Origin of the sequence: Rhizobium sp. SJZ105 (assembly GCF_007828365.1) — a bacterium.
Taxonomy (GTDB): Bacteria; Pseudomonadota; Alphaproteobacteria; order Rhizobiales; family Rhizobiaceae; genus Agrobacterium; species Agrobacterium tumefaciens.
Map to the genome: position 1 here is coordinate 346,162 of NZ_VIUP01000004.1, position 18,042 is coordinate 364,203.

The 18,042-nt window shown below is 59.1% G+C and carries 15 protein-coding genes and 1 riboswitch; of the genes, 7 read left to right on the plus strand and 8 right to left on the minus strand.

Going from position 1 to position 18,042, the window contains the following annotated elements; genetic code table 11:
- Window positions 1-24 precede the first annotated feature (24 nt).
- Entirely contained in the window at window positions 25-2,742 is a 2,718-nt protein-coding gene (locus FB593_RS16480; protein ID WP_003516808.1) for an ABC transporter ATP-binding protein, read from the minus strand.
- Window positions 2,743-3,088: 346 nt separating this feature from the next.
- Here FB593_RS16480 and FB593_RS16485 point away from each other — a divergent pair, with 346 nt between their 5' ends.
- Window positions 3,089-4,906, plus strand: a complete 1,818-nt coding sequence (locus tag FB593_RS16485) for a serine aminopeptidase domain-containing protein (RefSeq protein ID WP_113473871.1) — start codon at window positions 3,089-3,091, stop codon at window positions 4,904-4,906.
- On the opposite strand, the gene FB593_RS16490 is transcribed toward FB593_RS16485, so the two are convergent.
- From FB593_RS16490 to FB593_RS16510, 5 genes are read right to left on the minus strand one after another with little or no spacing between them, the layout of a single operon-like run.
- A complete protein-coding gene (locus FB593_RS16490; RefSeq protein ID WP_112290052.1) occupies window positions 4,877-7,333 on the minus strand; it encodes a glycoside hydrolase family 2 protein in 2,457 nt (818 codons plus the stop codon). The two genes, FB593_RS16485 and FB593_RS16490, sit on opposite strands and share 30 nt — an antisense overlap.
- The gene (locus tag FB593_RS16495) at window positions 7,330-8,313 is read right to left on the minus strand and encodes a DUF1839 family protein (RefSeq protein ID WP_112290050.1); all 984 of its coding nucleotides are present in this window, start codon (window positions 8,311-8,313) and stop codon (window positions 7,330-7,332) included. The genes FB593_RS16490 and FB593_RS16495 overlap by 4 nt, the downstream gene beginning before the upstream one ends.
- A gap of 6 nt (window positions 8,314-8,319) precedes the next feature.
- Window positions 8,320-9,228, minus strand: a complete 909-nt coding sequence (locus FB593_RS16500; RefSeq protein WP_013636844.1) for an amino acid--[acyl-carrier-protein] ligase — start codon at window positions 9,226-9,228, stop codon at window positions 8,320-8,322.
- A 4-nt stretch (window positions 9,229-9,232) separates the two neighbouring features.
- Window positions 9,233-10,414 carry an acyl-CoA dehydrogenase family protein gene (locus FB593_RS16505; protein ID WP_112290047.1) on the minus strand — a complete coding sequence of 394 codons (1,182 nt, stop codon included), beginning with the start codon at window positions 10,412-10,414 and terminating at the stop codon, window positions 9,233-9,235.
- Entirely contained in the window at window positions 10,414-10,665 is a 252-nt protein-coding gene (locus FB593_RS16510; RefSeq protein WP_003492279.1) for an acyl carrier protein, read from the minus strand. The genes FB593_RS16505 and FB593_RS16510 overlap by 1 nt, the downstream gene beginning before the upstream one ends.
- A gap of 180 nt (window positions 10,666-10,845) precedes the next feature.
- A riboswitch (TPP riboswitch) is annotated at window positions 10,846-10,957 on the plus strand.
- A 94-nt stretch (window positions 10,958-11,051) separates the two neighbouring features.
- On the opposite strand from FB593_RS16510, the gene thiC reads away from it, so the two are divergent.
- From thiC to FB593_RS16540, 6 genes are all read left to right on the plus strand, one after another.
- Window positions 11,052-12,875 (plus strand): phosphomethylpyrimidine synthase ThiC, encoded by a 1,824-nt coding sequence (thiC, locus tag FB593_RS16515; RefSeq protein WP_112290218.1) that lies wholly within the window; start codon window positions 11,052-11,054, stop codon window positions 12,873-12,875.
- A gap of 1 nt (window position 12,876) precedes the next feature.
- On the plus strand, window positions 12,877-13,881 hold the full coding sequence (gene thiO / locus FB593_RS16520) for a glycine oxidase ThiO (protein ID WP_145166753.1): 1,005 nt from the start codon (window positions 12,877-12,879) through the stop codon (window positions 13,879-13,881).
- Window positions 13,850-14,047, plus strand: coding sequence for a sulfur carrier protein ThiS (gene thiS / locus FB593_RS16525; protein WP_003516823.1), 198 nt, complete (start codon window positions 13,850-13,852; stop codon window positions 14,045-14,047). The genes thiO and thiS overlap by 32 nt, the downstream gene beginning before the upstream one ends.
- Window positions 14,048-14,051: 4 nt before the next feature.
- Complete coding sequence (locus tag FB593_RS16530; RefSeq protein ID WP_145166754.1) at window positions 14,052-14,825, plus strand: thiazole synthase; 774 nt, start codon at window positions 14,052-14,054, stop codon at window positions 14,823-14,825.
- Window positions 14,826-14,886: 61 nt separating this feature from the next.
- Window positions 14,887-15,891, plus strand: a complete 1,005-nt coding sequence (locus FB593_RS16535; RefSeq protein ID WP_112290042.1) for a P1 family peptidase — start codon at window positions 14,887-14,889, stop codon at window positions 15,889-15,891.
- A 3-nt stretch (window positions 15,892-15,894) separates the two neighbouring features.
- Window positions 15,895-16,293, plus strand: coding sequence for a winged helix-turn-helix domain-containing protein (locus FB593_RS16540; protein WP_112290039.1), 399 nt, complete (start codon window positions 15,895-15,897; stop codon window positions 16,291-16,293).
- On the opposite strand, the gene modC is transcribed toward FB593_RS16540, so the two are convergent.
- Window positions 16,262-17,338 carry a molybdenum ABC transporter ATP-binding protein gene (gene modC, locus FB593_RS16545; RefSeq protein WP_113473868.1) on the minus strand — a complete coding sequence of 359 codons (1,077 nt, stop codon included), beginning with the start codon at window positions 17,336-17,338 and terminating at the stop codon, window positions 16,262-16,264. The two genes, FB593_RS16540 and modC, sit on opposite strands and share 32 nt — an antisense overlap.
- The gene (gene modB / locus FB593_RS16550) at window positions 17,335-18,042 is read right to left on the minus strand and encodes a molybdate ABC transporter permease subunit (RefSeq protein ID WP_025594485.1); all 708 of its coding nucleotides are present in this window, start codon (window positions 18,040-18,042) and stop codon (window positions 17,335-17,337) included. The genes modC and modB overlap by 4 nt, the downstream gene beginning before the upstream one ends.

An 18,042-nucleotide genomic window follows, 5' to 3' on the forward strand; every position in this document is an offset into this window, starting at 1 on the left:
TCCACCTCGGTCACTTTCTTGGATTTATGTTGCGACCATATCCTTGAATGTACCGTTTTCCTGCGCAAGAGTCTCGTAACTTCCATCAGCGCTGATAAGGCCCTGATGGACGACGATGACCCGGTCGAACATGCGCGAGAGCGTCGCATTCGACAGAACCCACACGATCGCCGGGTTATTATTGTTCTGTTTCAGGAATGTGATGACCCGTTCGACAATTTCCTCCTGTTGCCGCGGATCTAGGCCGGGAAGGGGGCGATTGAAGACGTAATAGTCGGACTTGCGGATGAGCGCCCTTGCGAGATTGAGCTTCTGCCGCTGGAGTGGCCCGAGCCGCTTGCCGCCGGCGCCGAGGTTGAAATCCAGACCCACCGCAAGCACACGCTCATAGACGCCCTGCTTGCGCATGACCTCGGCCACGATGTGGGTGATGCGCCGTGATGCGTCGGTATAACGATGGCTGACCTTGCCGAAGAGAATATTGTCCAGAAGGCTGGTGGCACTCATGTATTTCGTCGGATCGTAGATTTCGATCACGTTCTTCAAGCTGTCCGGCAGGTTTTCATGGAACATGTGCCGGACTTCAACGATCCGGTTCATGATTTCCGGTGACAGAAGGCCAAAACGCTGCCGGGGCTCAATGTAGAAGAAGCTCAGCCGCAGCATCGCGCGTCTTTCGCTTTCATTGGCCTCGTCGAAACTCCGGCTCTGAAGACGCTGCAGCATTTGCTGATAGACCGGAACATCGTCGGGTGTCATGAATGTGAGCTGCTGGAAGAAGGGGTGGTCACCCGGCAGGTCGGCGAAGATTTCCACGATGTTTTCGGCAATCGTATACCCCATTTCGAACAGGGTTTTGACGAGGCCTGTTTCGCGCATCAGCGAACGGAAATATTCGCTTTCTATGACGGTCCTGATCGACTGTGATGAGTCGCGCATGGTACCGAACAACAGGTTCTCGCCCACGGTGGCCTCACTGTTGTAGCTCTCCAGCTCAAACGGAGCAATGAGGCCGCTCAGGTTCTCCTTTTCCAGTTCGGCGCGCAGGACATGTCGCAGTTCCACAATGCGGGCCGCAAGATGCAGGTCGGTCAAAGGGTCGATCGTCGAGCGCAACGCGAATTCCAGAATATCCTGTGAAAGTTCCACGCTGTCGAGCACAGCCAGAACGGCCTGGATGAGGTTTTCCGGCTTGCCGTCACCGGCCGGGCTTGAAGCGTAGTCGATCCATTCGCTGTTGATGTCGATCGTCGGATTGCCCGCAAGCTTGGCTTCGCGGATCTCCCATTTGCGGTGTTCCAGCGCTGCACCTTCGTATTGCTTTTCGACAAGCGGTGCATGCTTGAGACCGTAAAGCAGATTGTCCTTCAGGCTGGCGTGGAAAAAATAGCTGTCCGAGGACACATAGGAGATGCGCCGGCCCGTCAGCGATTCAGGCAATTCCAATATGTCGACGTCGTTGATGCTCACCTTGCCGGAGGTCGGCCAGAGCGTGCGGCCGATAGCATCCGCGAGCGCCTCTGCTCCCGATCCACCGACGATGGCGATCACCTCGCCTGCCTCGATCTTCAACGATGCCTGTTCCAGAAGCCGGCTGCCGCTATCGTCTTCCAGCGTCAGATTGCTGACGACGATCGGTGCGGCAATTGCCGCGACTGCTCCCGGTGACAGTTTTTGCACCTTGTCATCGATCATGTTCGACGCATCGAACTGCTCGAAGACCTGCTCGTATTTTACCTGAACATCCTGACGCGCCTGATCCCAGTCGATCAGCTCCTTCAGCGGTCCTGGCAGTTCCTTATAAGCGTTGATGACGGCAACCAACTGCCCGACATCGAGGCTGCCCTTGAGCGTGAGATAACCGCCCAGTGCATAAAAGAAGAAAGGGGTGAGCTGCGCGAGGAAGTTATTGATGAATTTGACCAGAAACTTCCACTGGTAGAGATCGTAGCGGATCCTGAAGATGTCGCCGAGCCGGTGCGAGGCGTCGGCACGCTCGAAATTGGAGGTGTCATAGGCGTGGATGGTGCCGATGCCGTCGACCATTTCGCCGATGCGCCCGGCAAGCTGGCGTGCGCTTAGCTGCCGCTGGCGCCCGAGTTCGATGAGGCGACGGCGCATTTTGGGGATGATGCCGACCTGGATGGCGGCCATGAAAGCCGCAATCAGACCCAGCCAGAAATTCTGCACGAGAATGAAGAAGAGTGCCGAGAGCGCCTGACCGCCGAGAAGCGCCGGCTGCACAAAGGCGTCGCCGGTAAATCCGCCCAGCGGTTCGACCTCGTCCTTCACCATGCTGGAGATTTCAGCACCCTTGACCCGCTTGAAATGCGTGGGCGGGAACCGCAGGATCCGATCAATAAGTTCGAAACGGATACGCCTGAGAAGCCGCTCGCCGAGGCGGCCCTTGAAGGTGTTGATATAATATTTGAAAAGCCCGTTGATGACGACAAGCGCAAGGAAGGTGAGGCTGAGCGCCATCAGCATCGACATGCGGTTGAGTTCGAGCCCGGGGAAGAGCGTCACGGTGCCCCAATAGGGAATATCGACCGTGAGATGCATGAAAAGCTGTGTCGCGTTTGCCCCTTCGAAGCCGTCTCCCTGAATGGGCCCGTTGACGATCTGTTTGGGCAGATCGAAGGCGAGGAAATAGGGGATCATGGACAGGGCGACGATCAGCAGAATGAAAAGCTGCTGCCGCTTCGTATGCGACCAGATATAACGCGTAAGGCTTTGTTCCATATAAAACTTCTATGACCTGTCGGGCAGGGCCCGGCGTGTTGGTTTGCGCGGTGTCAAGACGGTCAGGCTGCCGGGTGGCGGGATCCCCTCCTGCAAATAGGTATGTGACTCGCTATTTATCAGTATATTCAAGCGGTTTCGAGCAAAATAGCGCCCGTGCCGAGGCTGGCCCACGATCCCCGATATTTGTTTTTGTAACGTGCATTCCACATTCGATATTGAGACGACTACATTTTTAGACTTCCCTAATGTTATTGGTTTTACTGTAGAACAGGACGTTAGGACGCTCCGGTATAGTTATCCCGCAAATGGTTGAGCCGACACAGGCGTAGTGATTGCAAGGTCGATGGCGATAGATATTTCAGAGCGTGCAAGCGGTGAACCGTCCCCTGACATGTTGTCGCTTTCGGGCATTGCATCCGATGGGTCGATCGCACATCCGGTTTCTTTTCAAGGATGCACGGGTGTTTTTCACCCGGCGCGCAAAGAGGTCAAACAGGATCATGCGGTTCTTTTCGTCAGCCCCTGGGGCATGGAGGAACTGTGCACTCGCAAGTTTCAGCGGGTTGTGGCTGAACGGCTGGCGGCGGCCGGCGTCGCCAGCCTGCGGTTCGACTATCATGGCGCTGGGGATGCGCTCGATCCGGAGGATGTCGGCCGTGCGGCGGATTGGCTTTCGGACACGCGAGCGGCGCTCGATTATCTAAAACGTCTTTCCGGCTGTTCCAGGGTGGTCGTCATCGCTCAGGGTCTCGGCTGTCTGATCGCCATACAGGCGCTCGCCGATGCGGCGGCCGTCGGTTCCATGGCGCTTCTGGCGCCCGTCGTCTCCGGTCGGAGCTATCTTCGCGAACTGGCGATGTGGTCGTCCATGATCGACGATGGCCTTGGTCTTCGTCCCGGGCAGCGCATGGCGGAGGCGGGGGCAATTGCGGGCATGGCCATGCCGGTGGGTGTTGCTGATGCTATCAAGAAGGTCAATCTTGCAAAGCTTGATACTGCTCCTGCGCGGAGCATTCTGGTGCTGTCGAGACCGGGCCGGGCGAGCGACAGCGATTTTGCCAAACAACTCGCGGCGATTGGTGCCGAGGTGGGGGAGGCGGAATTTGAGGGATATGACGATCTCGTATCCAGTCCCACACTCTCGAAAATACCCGGCGATGTGGTGAAGCGGATTCGGGATTGGGTCCTGTCCCAAACTCATGCCGCGGATGCGGCGGGTCCGCAGGAGGATTTCATCGTCAACGCTCCGCAGCGCGGTCGCGGTTTTCTGGAACAGCCGGTGCAATTTGGCGAAGCCGGCCGGCTTTTCGGTGTTTTTTGCGAGCCTGACGATCGGCCGGCGGTCTCCTCGGTCCTTCTGCTGGGCGCAGCCTACGACCGGCATGCGGGTTGGGGCAGGCTTTCCGTGCAAACGGCCCGTTTGCTCGCACGGGAGGGTATCGCTTCGCTGCGGTTCGACGCGGCCAATATTGCCGACAGCCCCCCGGTCAAAAACGCGCCCGATCAGGTTCTTTACGACGTGGCGCAGAATGACGACGTGGCCGCCGCGCTCGATTTTCTCAGTCGGCGTGACAAAGGACCCGTCGTTGCTGCTGGGCGCTGCAGTGGCGCCTACCTCGCCTTCAATGGCGCGCTTGCCGATGACCGGATCAGCGGGGTGGTTGCGGTTAATCCGGTTGTGTTCCACTGGCGGAAAGGCCGCTCGGTCGATGAAGCGCTGCACAAACCGCCACGGTCCTTTGGGGAATACAGCCAGCGTTTTCGCCAGGGCGCTACGTTCAAGCGTCTCGTCAGCGGCAATGTCGATGTGGTGAGCGCCGGTCGCAATATCGCCAAGGCGACGCTCAAGAAGCTTTCGATAAAAACGGCAAGGCTTTCCCGCCGGGGGAGCGAGGAAGGGCGTGCCGTCTACGGTGCTTTCGACAAGCTCAAGACAAGGGATGTGTCCATCAGCCTGCTTTACAGCGACAATGACGACGGGCTTGAGCATTTCCGGTATTATTTCAACGCCGATGGCAGGGGCCTGTCGGCCTATCGGAATGTGTCGCTGACGATTATTCCTGACGCCGACCATAATCTTTCAACGCCGGAGGCCAGAAAAGCCTACATCGATGCGGTGAAGCTGATGGCTCTAAAAGGAAAATCGCCGGCTGGAGCCTAGCGAGACGACATCGCCGGAAGGGGGCGTTTCGGATGTTGCTGTCTCCGGCAAAAGGTCGATTTTTCTGGTTTCACCGGGTGCGAGATGGAACCAGCTTTCCGAGGCGCGGTAATCTTGCGCCGTAATATGGACGGATTGCGCCAGCCGGTCCGTGCCGATCTCGAGCGACCAGATGCCGTTCGCCTCGCTCACCCCCACCTGAAGGTTGGCGGCGTGCAGTGCTTTTTTCCGACCGAGAGGAAAATGGAACGCGTCTGCGATGACAGATCCGGTCGCGACATCGCGGAGCCGGGCTACCGTCACATCATGGGAGGGCGGGCCGAAGCGATAGGCATAGGTCGTATCGAAAAAGGCGCCGAACAAATCGGTTGCGGCGATGGTCTGGCTCTGTCGCGGCGAGAGCGTGAGCGGCCGTTTGGCATGGACGACAGGTTGCGTGCCATCGCGCAGGCAGGTCAGTTCCAGCATGGCGTCAAGGTTGTCGCCGGTTTCGTTGATGACATGAATGTCCAGCCCGTTGGTGCCTTCATCGGAAAGGCTGACCTGGATGGGACGAAACGCTCTTTTCAGCGCATGCCAGACGGATTTGGGTCTGCCGGTGGCATCGATGATACCCCAGCCAGCGCCGGGAACGAGATCCTGCAAGGTCCAGACCAGGGCGCCCCGGCAAGGGGACGCGTCGCGACGCCATTCGGCGAAGGTTGCTTCCATGACCTCGGCAGTGACGGCACGAGACATGTCGAGATAGAGGCCGCCATCCTCCCGACGCAGCACGTCCGGCTCAACGTCGTAAAGCAGTTTCAGATAATGGTCGCGAATATCCTCGAAATCCCAGGAAGCGCCGCGATCGCGTGGCGTGCGCGCCTTCCAGCGCGGATCATGCACCGCCAGTGCGGGAAGATGTCTGTCCAGCGTTTCCTGTTCGGGAATATTGGCGAAGGCCAGGCACTCAGCGGCAAAGCGGAGATTGGCCCGGCGGGCATCTTCCAGCGGACGGCAATAGGCGCCCACACCGTAATAATGACCAACCCCGACATTGGGGAAGAAGGGCAAGGCGCCGCCTGAAGGGGAATTCGCCACATAGGCCGCGTCTGGCCGTTTTTCGGCCAGGACGTTGGGCAAAATTGCCTCGGTGAGCGTTCCCTTCCATATCTGTTCCGGCAGACCGAGCATCGCGCCCTGCTGGTACATTTCGCTACCACCGCAAAAAACGATCAGCGAAGGGGAAAGGGCGGTCGCCTCGAGGAACTGCGAGATTTCCGTAACGATATGCTGGCTGAGCGCCTCATCCTTTGCTGGATAATCAAAATTGGCAAGCATGGCGTCCTGCCAAACCATGATGCCGAGTTCATCGCACAGCGTGAAGAACTCCGGCGTTTCATAGGCCATCGTGCCGCCGATGCGGATCATGTTCATACCGGCTTCGGCAGCTTTTCGAAGCCAAGGCTCATAGTCCGGTCTTGTTCCCGGCAGGCGCACGATGTCGGCGGTCGTCCAGACTGCGCCCCGGCAGAAAACGGGGTGCCCGTTTATCTGGATGCCGAAACCGTTTCCGTCTTCGCCGTAATCCACCTCCACGCGCCTGAAGCCGGTGCGCCCGAGCCTGTGTTGCTTACCATCCAGTTCCAGAACGACTTCATGAAGCGCCGGTCTGCCGTGGGTATGCGGCCACCAAGTCTCGACATCGGGTATCCGGAGTTCGCCCAAGAATTCGCCGTTTTCACCTCTGGAAAGATCGGTGCTGTAACCGGCGCAGGTGAGCCGTGCGGATGGAATGTCGTGGTTCGCCTCCAGGGCGATGTTGACCGTTCCCGTCCCGGTTTCGTCGAGCGAGGACCGGACTGTGCAAAGCACGCCTGACTGTCTTATAAGGCTGATCGGTCGCCATGGGCCGGCGGCATGGATTTCCGGGCACCAGCCCGGCATATATCCGAGCGCCGTGGTGCGGATAAGCCGCAGACCTTGGGTGTTCATCATCTGCGGCCGCCAGCGGGCGCGGGGACCGGTTTTTTCGAGCCTTGGCGAAAGTGCCCGGAAGCAGATGGACAGTTCGTCCGCGCCTGTCAATTCAACCGGCACTTCCAGCCTTTCGAACATGCTCTGGCTGGCGGCGATCAGTTCGCCGTTGAGGAAGATTTCTGCAATCGTCGACAGGCCGTCGAAGCGCAGGATCGCCCGCTCCCGAACGTCGGAAATCATCGTCAGACGGTACCAGGCATCCCTGTCGTTCAATGGTGTCGGATTGAAACGGTCAAATTTTCCGGCCAGTTCCAGAGCTTGCGCCACTGTTCCGGGAACGGACACGTGAAGGCTTTCAAGGGTTGCGGGAATTTCCGAGGGCGTTTCGCAGGCATTGGCGGACGTCAGTGTCAGCGTCCAGCCTTCACTCAGCAATTTTTCGCTTTCGCGCGGAAGATAAGTCCTCACGCGGCCTCGCTGGTGTTCGACAATTTTGCCGCAAGGGCTTCCATCACACCATCCCATGCTTCCGCAGCCGGATCGAGCACCGAGGCGAGCGCGTCGAATTTACGGCGTGTGACGGCGCGAGCTAGCTGGAACTGCACGGTCTTGGCGACCTCGGATATGCGCAGCGCGTGGTCTCTCGCTTCAGCAAATTTGCTCTTGTCCAGCCATTCGAGGTGGCTCGCCGCCAGTTCGAAATTGGCGCCGAGCTGGCGCAGCGTATTGAAGGCATATTTGTGGAAAAAGCCGAACGGACGGTCTGCCACCTTCTCGACCTGAGCCGGAAACACGGCTGCAAAAGACCTGACCGGATTGTCGGATGGTCGCCGTGAAAAATGAAACTTCAGCAGCCGTTCGGCCGTTTTGCGGATATGCGCCGGCGAAGGGTTGCTGTCTGCGAATTTCGCAAATTCCGTATAAGGCAGAAAGGGCGGCTCGCTCTCTGACAGGTGATGCTGGAAAAGGCCGTCGAAATCTTCGCCCGACAGGTGGAAAAAGCCGGCATTATGAAAATAATCGAGTTCCCGGTTTGCGAGGTCCAGCCGGTTGATGGCGATGGTGGTCTTGCCATGTTCCTTCCGGTAGCCCACCCCGTGGGTATCGGGCATATAGAAGCTGTCCATCTCGATCAGGCAGATGCGACCGCGCTCCAGCTGCGCTTCGATATGGTTTTCCACCCGGTCGAAGATCGCAAGTTCGGTGGCGCGAACGCCATAAAGTGCTTCCAGATCTTCCAGCGGCACTTTGAAGAAGGTGAACTGGTCGCCTTCGAAATCCTGCGTCAGTGTGAAGCCGAACATGGCCTCAGGCGGCAACCTTTTTGAGGCCAGCACCTCGATCCACAAGTCGATGTAGCAATTGGTCTCCGGCCACATTCTTTCCGAAGAATGAAGCGGGTGCTGCACATAATTTTTGGGATCGAGATCGGGGAAAATCTGCCGCATGAATGGTTAGCCCCAGAGTGTTTTCAAGGCCTTTTCGGGCCATGTTTTTACATCCAGTCCGTGATGCGCAAAAAGTGCCAGCGCTATGCGCTCAAGGCCGAAACCGACGCAGGCAGTGTGAGCCACATCACCATTGTCGAGGTTCAATCCCCATTTCTGGCCAAAGGCGTCCTGATGGTAATTGAAGCTCATGCAGGCCGTCGGGTTGGTGGCGGATGTGACGGGGATCAACAGTTCGAATTTCAGGTTCTGGTCGCGCTGGTTGTTGGCGAGCATTTTGCCGGCGCGGCCGAAGAAGGGATCGTTGGCCACGTCGATGGTCACTTCAAGGCCCACGGCTTCCATCATCGCCACGCCGCGATCCATCCATGTCTGGCGGAATTCGGTCACATCACTCTCCGTGCCCATGCGCACATATTCCCGCATGCGGAAAAGCTGCTGACGTGCCGGGTCCTTCGAGGGTTCATGGCGGAAACAATAGGACTGGATGTCGTAGAGACCGCCGCCGGAAGGCAATGCGCCGCGCTTGGCGATGGTCGGATAAAGAGGGTAGCAAGCGGCCGGCGTCAGCACGATATCGGTTGCTTTCTGGTCCTTTGTCCAGTCGCCGCCCTCATCCATGGATTTGAGAAGGCTGACATGGTCAAGTTCGCAACCGCAGAAGGAATGCACCGTGCCCGCAAGCTGCGGGAAGCTTTTCATGTAACCGCTCTTTTCGAAATAGGCGCGGTTGATGCCGGGCGGGAAGCGGATCGCCTCTGCACTGTCCGGGCCGCCGGTGCGGTCGATCAGGCGTTCGAATGCGGCAATGACGTCCTCGAACTGGCCGCTGCGTCCGTAAAGACCATCGACACCCGTTTCAATCAGCAGGCCTTCTTCGAACAGTCGATCGAGAAACGATGTTTGCATATCCATGGTCTTATCCCAAGAGGCTGGTGTCCTGCTTGTGAACCAGCAGGAGATTGGCGGAATTGCCGAGAATACGGTCGTTGGAAATCATCAGGCGCGCGGAATGCGCGTCGCGCAGGTGTCGGCCAAGGCTGTAGGGCGTACCGTTCTTGTAACCCATGATGCCGCAGACCAGCATCGCTTGGTCGATGATCTCCAGAATGGTTTCCGAAGAACAGATCTTCACATTGTTCATGGCAACCGCGAACGCCATGGACATCAGCTTGTCCGGGTCGCTCTTGGTGTCTTCGTAAGCCTTTACGCCCGCAATGACGTTGGATTTGACCACCTGCAATTTCGTGGAAATTTCGGCAATGTGGATAGCGCCTGGCGGTGTGACACCGGGCGACTTGCGTGCAGCCGTCCTGACGAAGGATTGCGCGCGCAGCACCGCATCCGACGCGATGCCATACCAAACGGCACTCCACAGAAGATGCGAGCTTGCAAGCATGGATTGCGCGGCGATTTCCGCAAAGGGTTTTGGGAATATCTGCACCGCCGGCGCCTCGCCGCGGAACAGGAAACCGTCCGAACAGGTGCCGCGCATGCCGAGTGTGTCCCAGACATGGGTCTTCTCGAGTTTGTACTGATCTTTCAGGAAGACGGTCATCACCTGATCGGCCGGGGCGGCATCCTTGTGGGCGCGCGAGGTGATGAGGATGGCATCCGCATTGCTGCCGTAGGAAATGACGGTGGCGTCCTTCTCCAGCCGGCAGATGTCTCCTTCGACCTCAATCGCGCAGATGGAATTGCGCAGATTGCCGCCGATTCCGCCTTCGGTCGTGGCCGATGCGAGCAGAAGCTGTTCGCTTGCGATGCGGCTCATGAAGCCCGCATGCCATGGGCTTGTCTCGCCGTGTTCCACAAGGCTCGATGCCTTGATGTGGTGCATGGCGAAAATCATCGCGGTTGCCGAACAGGCTTGGCCAAGCCGGGCGCAGATATCGGCGATTTGCTGTATGGATGCGCCTTCGCCACCAAGAGAGGACGGGACCTGAATGCCGAGAAGGCGCTCTTGTCTCAGCGCGTTGACGGCTTCCTCCGGGAAGCGACCGGTGACGTCCACCTCGTCCGCGTGTTTGGCGGCAATTGCTGCGACGCGGCTTGCGCGCGCGGACAGCGTTTCATCCTGCGGCGCAACGGTCACATTCATCAGGCTGCCTCTTTACCATCCAGAATGAGCTTAACGGTGTCTTCAATGGCCTTGATGCTGGCAAAGGACTTGCGGTTCAAGAGGTTGTCGGGGAATTCGATATCGAAAGCTTCCTCGATACCCAGCATCAATTGCACCGAGGCAAAGGAAGAAAGACCTGCTGCATAAAGATCTGCTTCGTTTTCAATCGTATCGACGGGGGTAGGAAGCTGGCCGAATTTTGCCAGTATTTCACGAATAGTCGCATTCATTCCGACTTATCTCCCATGAATTTAACATCAGGATGGTTTGTGCTTATCGTTAATTTGAAAACGATAATATTCGCCTAAACCGTTAGGTTAATTACCACTAACGGCGCTTTTGTTGTTCGTCCACCTTTGCCAGCCATCAGCAGCACCCTTGACAAATGTCGGGCGGTGTTTTCTCTTGTGTCCATTCACCAGGGGTGTCCCGTCAAGGGGCTGAGATTCTGCTTTTATGCGCAGTGACCCGTTGAACCTGATCCAGTTCATACTGGCGTAGGGACGGTGCAAAGACCGAAGGTCGGAATGCGTGTAACTTGCGCTGCCGACGCGTCGGTATTTTCCATCATTCCGGCTCGAACTGGGTCTCCACTGTCAAACTTTGGAGCCTCATGATGAATATCGTTGCCAAGAATATCCCGCTTGTCGTCACAACCGGGCCGCATCCCGCCTCCACGAAAATCCACAAAACCGGAATTTTGCATCCGCATATTCGCGTGCCGATGCGCGAAATCACCGTCCACCCGACGGCGGGAGAACCGCCGGTCACGGTCTATGATTCCTCAGGCCCCTATACCGATCCATTGCATAACGTTCTGATCGAAAAGGGTCTGCCGCGCCTGCGTCACGACTGGGTTGTAGCGCGCGGCGATGTCGCGGCTTACGACGGTCGGCACGTCAAACCGGAGGATAACGGCTTTGCCACCGGCGAGCGGCTGACGCCTGAATTTGCCGTGCGCCACCAGCCGCTGAGGGCCACGGAAGGAAAAGCCGTAACGCAGCTTGCCTATGCACGGGCAGGCATCATCACGCCGGAAATGGAGTTCATCGCCATCCGCGAAAATCTGGGGCGCGAAGCGGCGAAGGAGAAGCTGGCTCGTGATGGGGAGAGTTTTGGCGCGCAGATACCCGATTATGTGACGCCAGAGTTCGTCCGTCAGGAAGTCGCATCGGGTCGCGCCATCATCCCGGCCAACATCAATCACCTCGAGCTTGAGCCGATGATCATCGGCCGTAATTTTCTGGTCAAGATCAACGCCAATATCGGCAATTCCGCCGTCACCTCCTCCATGGCCGAAGAGGTGGAGAAGATGGTCTGGGCGATCCGCTGGGGTGCCGATACCGTCATGGACCTTTCGACCGGGCGCAACATCCACAATATCCGCGAATGGATCATCCGCAATTCGCCGGTGCCGATCGGCACGGTGCCGCTTTATCAGGCGCTGGAGAAGGTCAACGGCATTGCCGAGGACCTGAACTGGGAAGTGTTCCGCGACACGTTGATCGAACAGGCGGAGCAAGGCGTGGATTATTTCACCATCCATGCCGGTGTTCGGCTGCATTACATTCCGCTTACCGTCAACCGTGTCACCGGTATCGTCTCACGCGGCGGGTCGATTATGGCCAAGTGGTGTCTGCATCATCACAAGGAAAGCTTCCTCTACGAGCATTTCGACGAGATCTGCGACATCTGCCGTGCCTATGACGTTTCCTTCTCGCTGGGTGACGGGTTGCGGCCCGGTTCGATTGCCGACGCCAACGACGCCGCGCAATTTGCCGAGCTGGAGACGCTCGGTGAGCTGACACAGATCGCATGGGCGAAGGATTGCCAGGTCATGATCGAGGGCCCCGGCCATGTGCCGATGCACAAGATCAAGGAGAACATGGACAAGCAGTTGAAGACCTGCGGTGAGGCGCCCTTTTATACGCTTGGGCCGCTAACGACCGATATCGCCCCCGGTTACGACCACATCACTTCCGGCATCGGGGCAGCGATGATCGGCTGGTTTGGCACGGCGATGCTCTGCTATGTCACGCCGAAGGAACATCTGGGTCTGCCTGATCGTAACGACGTGAAGGTCGGTGTCATCACCTACAAGATCGCGGCTCACGCGGCCGATCTCGCCAAGGGGCATCCGGCGGCACAGGTGCGGGACGATGCGCTGTCGCGTGCAAGGTTCGAGTTCCGTTGGGAAGACCAGTTCAACCTGTCGCTGGATCCGGACACGGCGCGCTCCTTCCATGACGAGACCCTGCCGAAGGAGGCGCACAAGGTCGCACATTTCTGCTCCATGTGCGGGCCGAAATTCTGCTCGATGCGGATTTCCCACGACATCCGCGCCGAGGCGCAGAAGGAAGGGCTGGAGGCCATGGCCGCGCGCTTCAAGGAAGGTGGCGAGCTTTACATGCCGCTCGCGACCCCGGCAGACGGCCAGTAGCATGCGTGTCCTTGTTAAAGGAACGGGGGTCGCCGGTCTGACGGCGGCCTTCGAACTGGCGCGGCGCGGCGCAACCGTGGAGGTTTCGGAGCGCAATGCTGAAGCCTCGCGCGGCGCATCCTTTTATGCGGGCGGAATGCTGGCGCCCTGGTGCGAGCGTGAAAGTGCGGACGAGGCGGTACTAACGCTCGGTCAGGCGGCTCTCGACTGGTGGGATGAGGCGACCCCCGGCCTTGTCATCAGACACGGCACGCTGGTCGTCGCGCCCGCCCGCGACAAAGCCGAGCTTTCGCGTTTCGCATCCAGAACAACTGGATACCAGTGGGTGGATGAGGGTGACATCGCCGCTCTGGAGCCTGACCTTGCCGGGCGGTTCCGCTCCGGGCTTTATTTCCCGGGCGAGGGGCATCTCGATCCGCGCCTTGCGCTCAAATCGCTGCATACGCGGCTTTGCGGCTTGGGCGTGCGGTTTCATATGGGTATTCCGGTGGATGAGCAGCCGTTCGATCGGGTGGTGGATTGCACCGGCGCTGCGGCGGTGGGCGAGATTGCCAATCTTCGCGGCGTGCGGGGAGAAATGCTCTATCTCGTCACGTCAGAGGTTTCCCTGTCGCGCGCCGTCCGGCTCTTACATCCGCGCATTCCGCTTTACATCGTGCCGCGTGAGCCGGGTCGCTTCATGGTGGGGGCGACGATGATCGAGACAGAGGATGCCGGAGCCATTTCAGCGCGCTCGATGATGGAGTTTCTGAACGCCGCCTATGCCGTACATCCGGCCTTCGGCGAAGCGGAAATCATCGAGACCGGAACGGGCGTGCGCCCCGCCTATCCCAACAATCTGCCGAAAGTTACGCAGGACGGCCGGACCGTCTTCATCAACGGCGCCCACCGGCATGGCTTCCTGCTGTCGCCGGCGATGGCGCGGCAGGCGGCTGAAATCATCTGCCAAGATATCTCTGGAAAGGAACAGGATCATGAAACTTTTGGTGAATGGCGACGAGCTTGATCTCGCCACCGAGACGCTGGCCGGGTTACTCACCAGCCTCGATTATGAAGGCGAGTGGCTGGCGACGGCGGTCAATGGCGATCTGGTGCATTCGGAAGAGCGCGCTGATTATCGATTGAAGGCGTTCGACCGTGTCGAAATCCTCTCGCCGATGCAGGGAGGTTGAGGCCATGCTGACGCTTTATGGCCGTGAGGTCTCGTCGCGCCTCCTGCTCGGCACGGCGCGTTATCCGTCTCCCGCCGTGCTTGCCGATGCAGTGCGGGCCAGCAACACGGATATTCTGACGATTTCGCTGCGTCGGGAAACGGCAGGCGGCAAGAAGGGTGGCCAGTTTTTTGAGCTGATCCGCGAGCTGGATCGTTACATTCTGCCCAATACGGCTGGCTGCCATACCGTGAAGGAAGCGGTGCTGACGGCGAAGATGGCGCGTGAGGTTTTTCACACCAACTGGATCAAGCTGGAGGTCATCGGCCATCACGACACCTTGCAGCCCGATGTCTTTGCGCTCGTCGAAGCGGCGAAAATTCTCTGCGACGATGGTTTCGAAGTCTTTCCGTATACGACTGATGATCTTGTCGTGGCGGAAAAGCTCCTGGATGCGGGTTGCAAGGTGCTGATGCCCTGGTGCGCGCCGATCGGCAGCGCCATGGGCCCGCTTAATCTGATGGGGCTGAAATCCATGCGGGCGCGTTTTCCGGATGTGCCGCTGATCGTCGATGCCGGTATCGGCCGGCCGTCACATGCGGTGACGGTGATGGAGCTTGGTTACGATGCTGTTCTGCTCAACACGGCGGTCGCGGGGGCGGGTGACCCGGCCTCAATGGCGGAAGCTTTCGCCCGCGCCATTGAGGCCGGGCATCAGGCTTTTGTGGCGGGGCCGCTGGAGCCGAGAGATATGGCCATTCCCTCGACACCGGTGATTGGCACGGCGGTATTTTCCTGATTCACCTTTTGCGTTGACAGTGCCCCGTGGCGGCGGGATACCGGGAGAAAAGGGGAACGGCATGGCGGCACGCAATAATCTTCTGACGGATATCAATGGGATTTTGGTCGGCAATGTCACCGATCTTGCACTCGGCTCCGGCGTCACCGCAATCGTTTTCGAAAAACCCGTAATCGCCTCCGGTTCGGTTCTTGGCGGGGCGCCCGGTGGTCGTGATACCGGCCTGCTCGACCCGGCGATGACGGTGGAAACCGTGGATGCCTTCGTACTTTCAGGCGGTTCGGCCTTCGGGCTGGATGCGGCGGGTGGTGTTCAGGCCGGTCTGCGCGAGATCGGGCGTGGCCTGCAAGTCGGTTCCACCCGTGTTCCCATTGTGCCGCAGGCGATCCTCATGGATCTGCTGAATGGTGGCAACAAGGAGTGGGGGCTGCATTCGCCCTATCGCGAGATGGGCTATGCGGCTTTCAGGGCGGCGCGTGCGGAGCCCTTCGGGCTTGGAACAGTCGGCGCGGGAACGGGGGCGACCACCGCCACCTTCAAGGGCGGACTTGGTTCGGCAAGCGCTATCAGTTCCGGCGGTTACAAGGTGGCGGCCATCGTCGCCGTCAATGCGCTTGGCTCGGCAACCGTTGGCACCAGCCGCCATTTCTGGTCTGCGCCTTTTGAAGAGCAGGGCGAGTTCGGCGACTGCGGTTTTCCTGATCGTTTCGAACCGGATCATACCGCGCTTCGTCTCAAGGGCGTCAACCTCACCGCGACGACCATCGGCGCCGTGGTCACCGATGCCGTCCTTACCAAAGCGCAGGCGCACCGCCTTTCCATCATGGCGCATGACGGGCTGGCGCGCGCCGTGCTGCCCGCCCATCTGCCGAGCGACGGCGACACCATGTTTTCGGCTGCGACCGGTGAGAAGCCGCTTGAGGGCGGCGCTCATTTCGCGGAACTCTGCCATCTCGCTACCATCGTTATGGCGCGCGCGGTGGCGCGCGGTGTTTACGAGGCGAAGGCTCTGCCGCAGCACGGTGCGCAGCAAGCCTATCACGATCTTCATGGCCGGGGTTTCTAGCCGATGAGCAAGATACATCAGCCACTGAAGCCCGTTCTCCGCATCGATTTTCCGCCCGGAGATCGTCTCGGCCACGGTAAGATCGAGTTGATGGAGCTGATTGTCGAGACCGGTTCGATCTCGGCCGCCGGGCGAGCGATGGACATGTCCTATCGCCGTGCATGGCTGCTTGTGGATGCGCTGAACCATATGTTCAGGCAGCCGGTGATCGAATCCCAGCGGGGCGGCAAGCAGGGTGGTGGGGCCGCGCTGACCGCATTCGGTGCCGAATTGCTTGAACGGTATCGCAGCATGGAAAAGCGGATGAATGAGGCCCTGCGCAAGGATATCGACTGGCTTGAGGCCAACCGCAATCCAGATGCCGCCATCATTAATACGGATCGAGAGCCGCCGACTTTATGATCGCATGTACCGGTTTCCCGGGTTCCAGCTGGAGACGTTCGCGCGACAGATCGGTGATACGCGACTGGATAATATCGCCGCCGCAATCCACCTGAACGGTTACCATGCCATCTTCGCTGGCGGAGATGCCAGCAATATGGCCTTCGAGGATGTTAAGGGCGCTCAGGCCTTCGGGTTTTGCCGTGGCAAGCATGACGTCACGCGCCGGTATCAGCACGCGTGCCGGGGTGCGGGGTGTTCCTCCTTTTGCTGGAACCTGCAGGAGCGACGAGCAGAGCCTTACGGCAGCAAGCCCGTGCCTTTCATCGAAGCTTTCGATGTGTCCCGAAAGGATGCTGCCCGCTTCTCGTCGCTCAAGATGTGCGCTGAAATCCGACCGTGACAGCACGTCGGCCGCTTTTCCCTGTGCCTCCACCTTGCCGTCCTTCATAACAACTATGCGGTCGGCAAGGCGGGCGACTTCCTGGATGGAGTGGCTGACATAGAAGATCGGGATTTTCGTCTCGTCGCGTAGCCGTTCCAGATAAGGGATGATCTCGGCCTTTCGTTCCTCGTCCAGTGAGGCGAGAGGTTCGTCCATCAACAGTAGTCTGGGCGATGACAGGAGTGCGCGGCCGATGGCGACCCGTTGTTTTTCACCGCCGGAAAGCTTGTTCGGACGACGCTGGAGAAGATGGCCGATGCCAAGCATGTCGATAATGCGGTTTTCATTCGCCTGCTCAGCTTTTTCCGTAGCGAACCATTTGCCGTAGTTCAGGTTCTGGGCAACGCTGAGATGAGGAAACAGCCGCGCTTCCTGAAAAACATAACCAAAATGGCGCCTGTGCGCCGGCAGGAACAGGCGCTTTCCGCTATCGGCCAGCACTTCGCCATCGAGCGATACCTGACCACTATCTGGCCGCAGCAGACCTGCGATGATGCGGATCATCGACGTCTTACCGGAGCCAGAGCGTCCGAAAAGCGCTGTAACGCCGCCATCAGAGGTGAATGACGCGTTGAGTTCGAAGGAGCCGAGGCGGTGGCGGGTGGAGACAGAAAGCGTCATTCCATGCTCACCCGTTTGCCGATGATGCGGGCCAGAAACTCCGAGACGAGCAAGGCCGACATGGAAATCACGACGGAAACGATGGTCAGCCGCAATGCGCCTGCATCGCCGCCCGGAACCTGCGTGAAAGTGTAGATGGCGGCGGACAGCGTCTGGGTTTCGCCGGGAATATTGGAAACGAAGGTGATGGTCGCGCCGAATTCGCCCATGGCCTTGGCGAAAGCGAGGATCATGCCCGCGATGATGCCGGGCAGGATCAGGGGAAGCGTGACGGTGAGGAACACCCATAGGGGGCTTGCACCCAGGGTTCCGGCCGCCTCTTCCAGCTTGCTGTCCACCGCTTCGATAGAGAGGCGGATGGAGCGCACCATCAGCGGAAACGCCATGACGGCGCATGCGAGCGCCGCCCCCGTCCAGCGAAAGGAAAAGACGATGCCGAACCAGCTGTCGAGAAACTGGCCGATGGCGCCTCTGCGGCCGAAGAGGACGAGCAGCAGAAAGCCGGTGACGACGGGCGGCAGAATGAGCGGCAGGTGGACAATGCCATTGAGCAGCGACTTGCCCCAGAAGCGCCCGCGCGCCAGCGCGACGGCAACCGCAATGCCGAAGGGCAGGCTGGCGAACATGGCGATGGAGGACACCCACAGGCTGAGCCTGATCGCCGTCCATTCTTCAGGGCTGAGTGTCCACCAATGCAAAGCCAT

Bases quoted from the DNA above. Each gene is read 5' to 3' on its own strand.
- modB (WP_025594485.1), bottom strand. From the start codon at position 18,042: ATGGCTTTGCATTGGTGGACACTCAGCCCTGAAGAATGGACGGCGATC.
- FB593_RS16510 (WP_003492279.1), bottom strand. From the start codon at position 10,665: ATGAATGCGACTATTCGTGAAATACTGGCAAAATTCGGCCAGCTTCCT.
- FB593_RS16505 (WP_112290047.1), bottom strand. From the start codon at position 10,414: ATGAATGTGACCGTTGCGCCGCAGGATGAAACGCTGTCCGCGCGCGCA.
- modC (WP_113473868.1), bottom strand. From the start codon at position 17,338: ATGACGCTTTCTGTCTCCACCCGCCACCGCCTCGGCTCCTTCGAACTC.
- thiC (WP_112290218.1), top strand. From the start codon at position 11,052: ATGAATATCGTTGCCAAGAATATCCCGCTTGTCGTCACAACCGGGCCG.
- FB593_RS16480 (WP_003516808.1), bottom strand. From the start codon at position 2,742: ATGGAACAAAGCCTTACGCGTTATATCTGGTCGCATACGAAGCGGCAG.
- FB593_RS16495 (WP_112290050.1), bottom strand. From the start codon at position 8,313: ATGCGGCAGATTTTCCCCGATCTCGATCCCAAAAATTATGTGCAGCAC.
- FB593_RS16500 (WP_013636844.1), bottom strand. From the start codon at position 9,228: ATGGATATGCAAACATCGTTTCTCGATCGACTGTTCGAAGAAGGCCTG.
- thiO (WP_145166753.1), top strand. From the start codon at position 12,877: ATGCGTGTCCTTGTTAAAGGAACGGGGGTCGCCGGTCTGACGGCGGCC.
- FB593_RS16485 (WP_113473871.1), top strand. From the start codon at position 3,089: ATGGCGATAGATATTTCAGAGCGTGCAAGCGGTGAACCGTCCCCTGAC.
- FB593_RS16530 (WP_145166754.1), top strand. From the start codon at position 14,052: ATGCTGACGCTTTATGGCCGTGAGGTCTCGTCGCGCCTCCTGCTCGGC.
- thiS (WP_003516823.1), top strand. From the start codon at position 13,850: ATGAAACTTTTGGTGAATGGCGACGAGCTTGATCTCGCCACCGAGACG.
- FB593_RS16535 (WP_112290042.1), top strand. From the start codon at position 14,887: ATGGCGGCACGCAATAATCTTCTGACGGATATCAATGGGATTTTGGTC.
- FB593_RS16540 (WP_112290039.1), top strand. From the start codon at position 15,895: ATGAGCAAGATACATCAGCCACTGAAGCCCGTTCTCCGCATCGATTTT.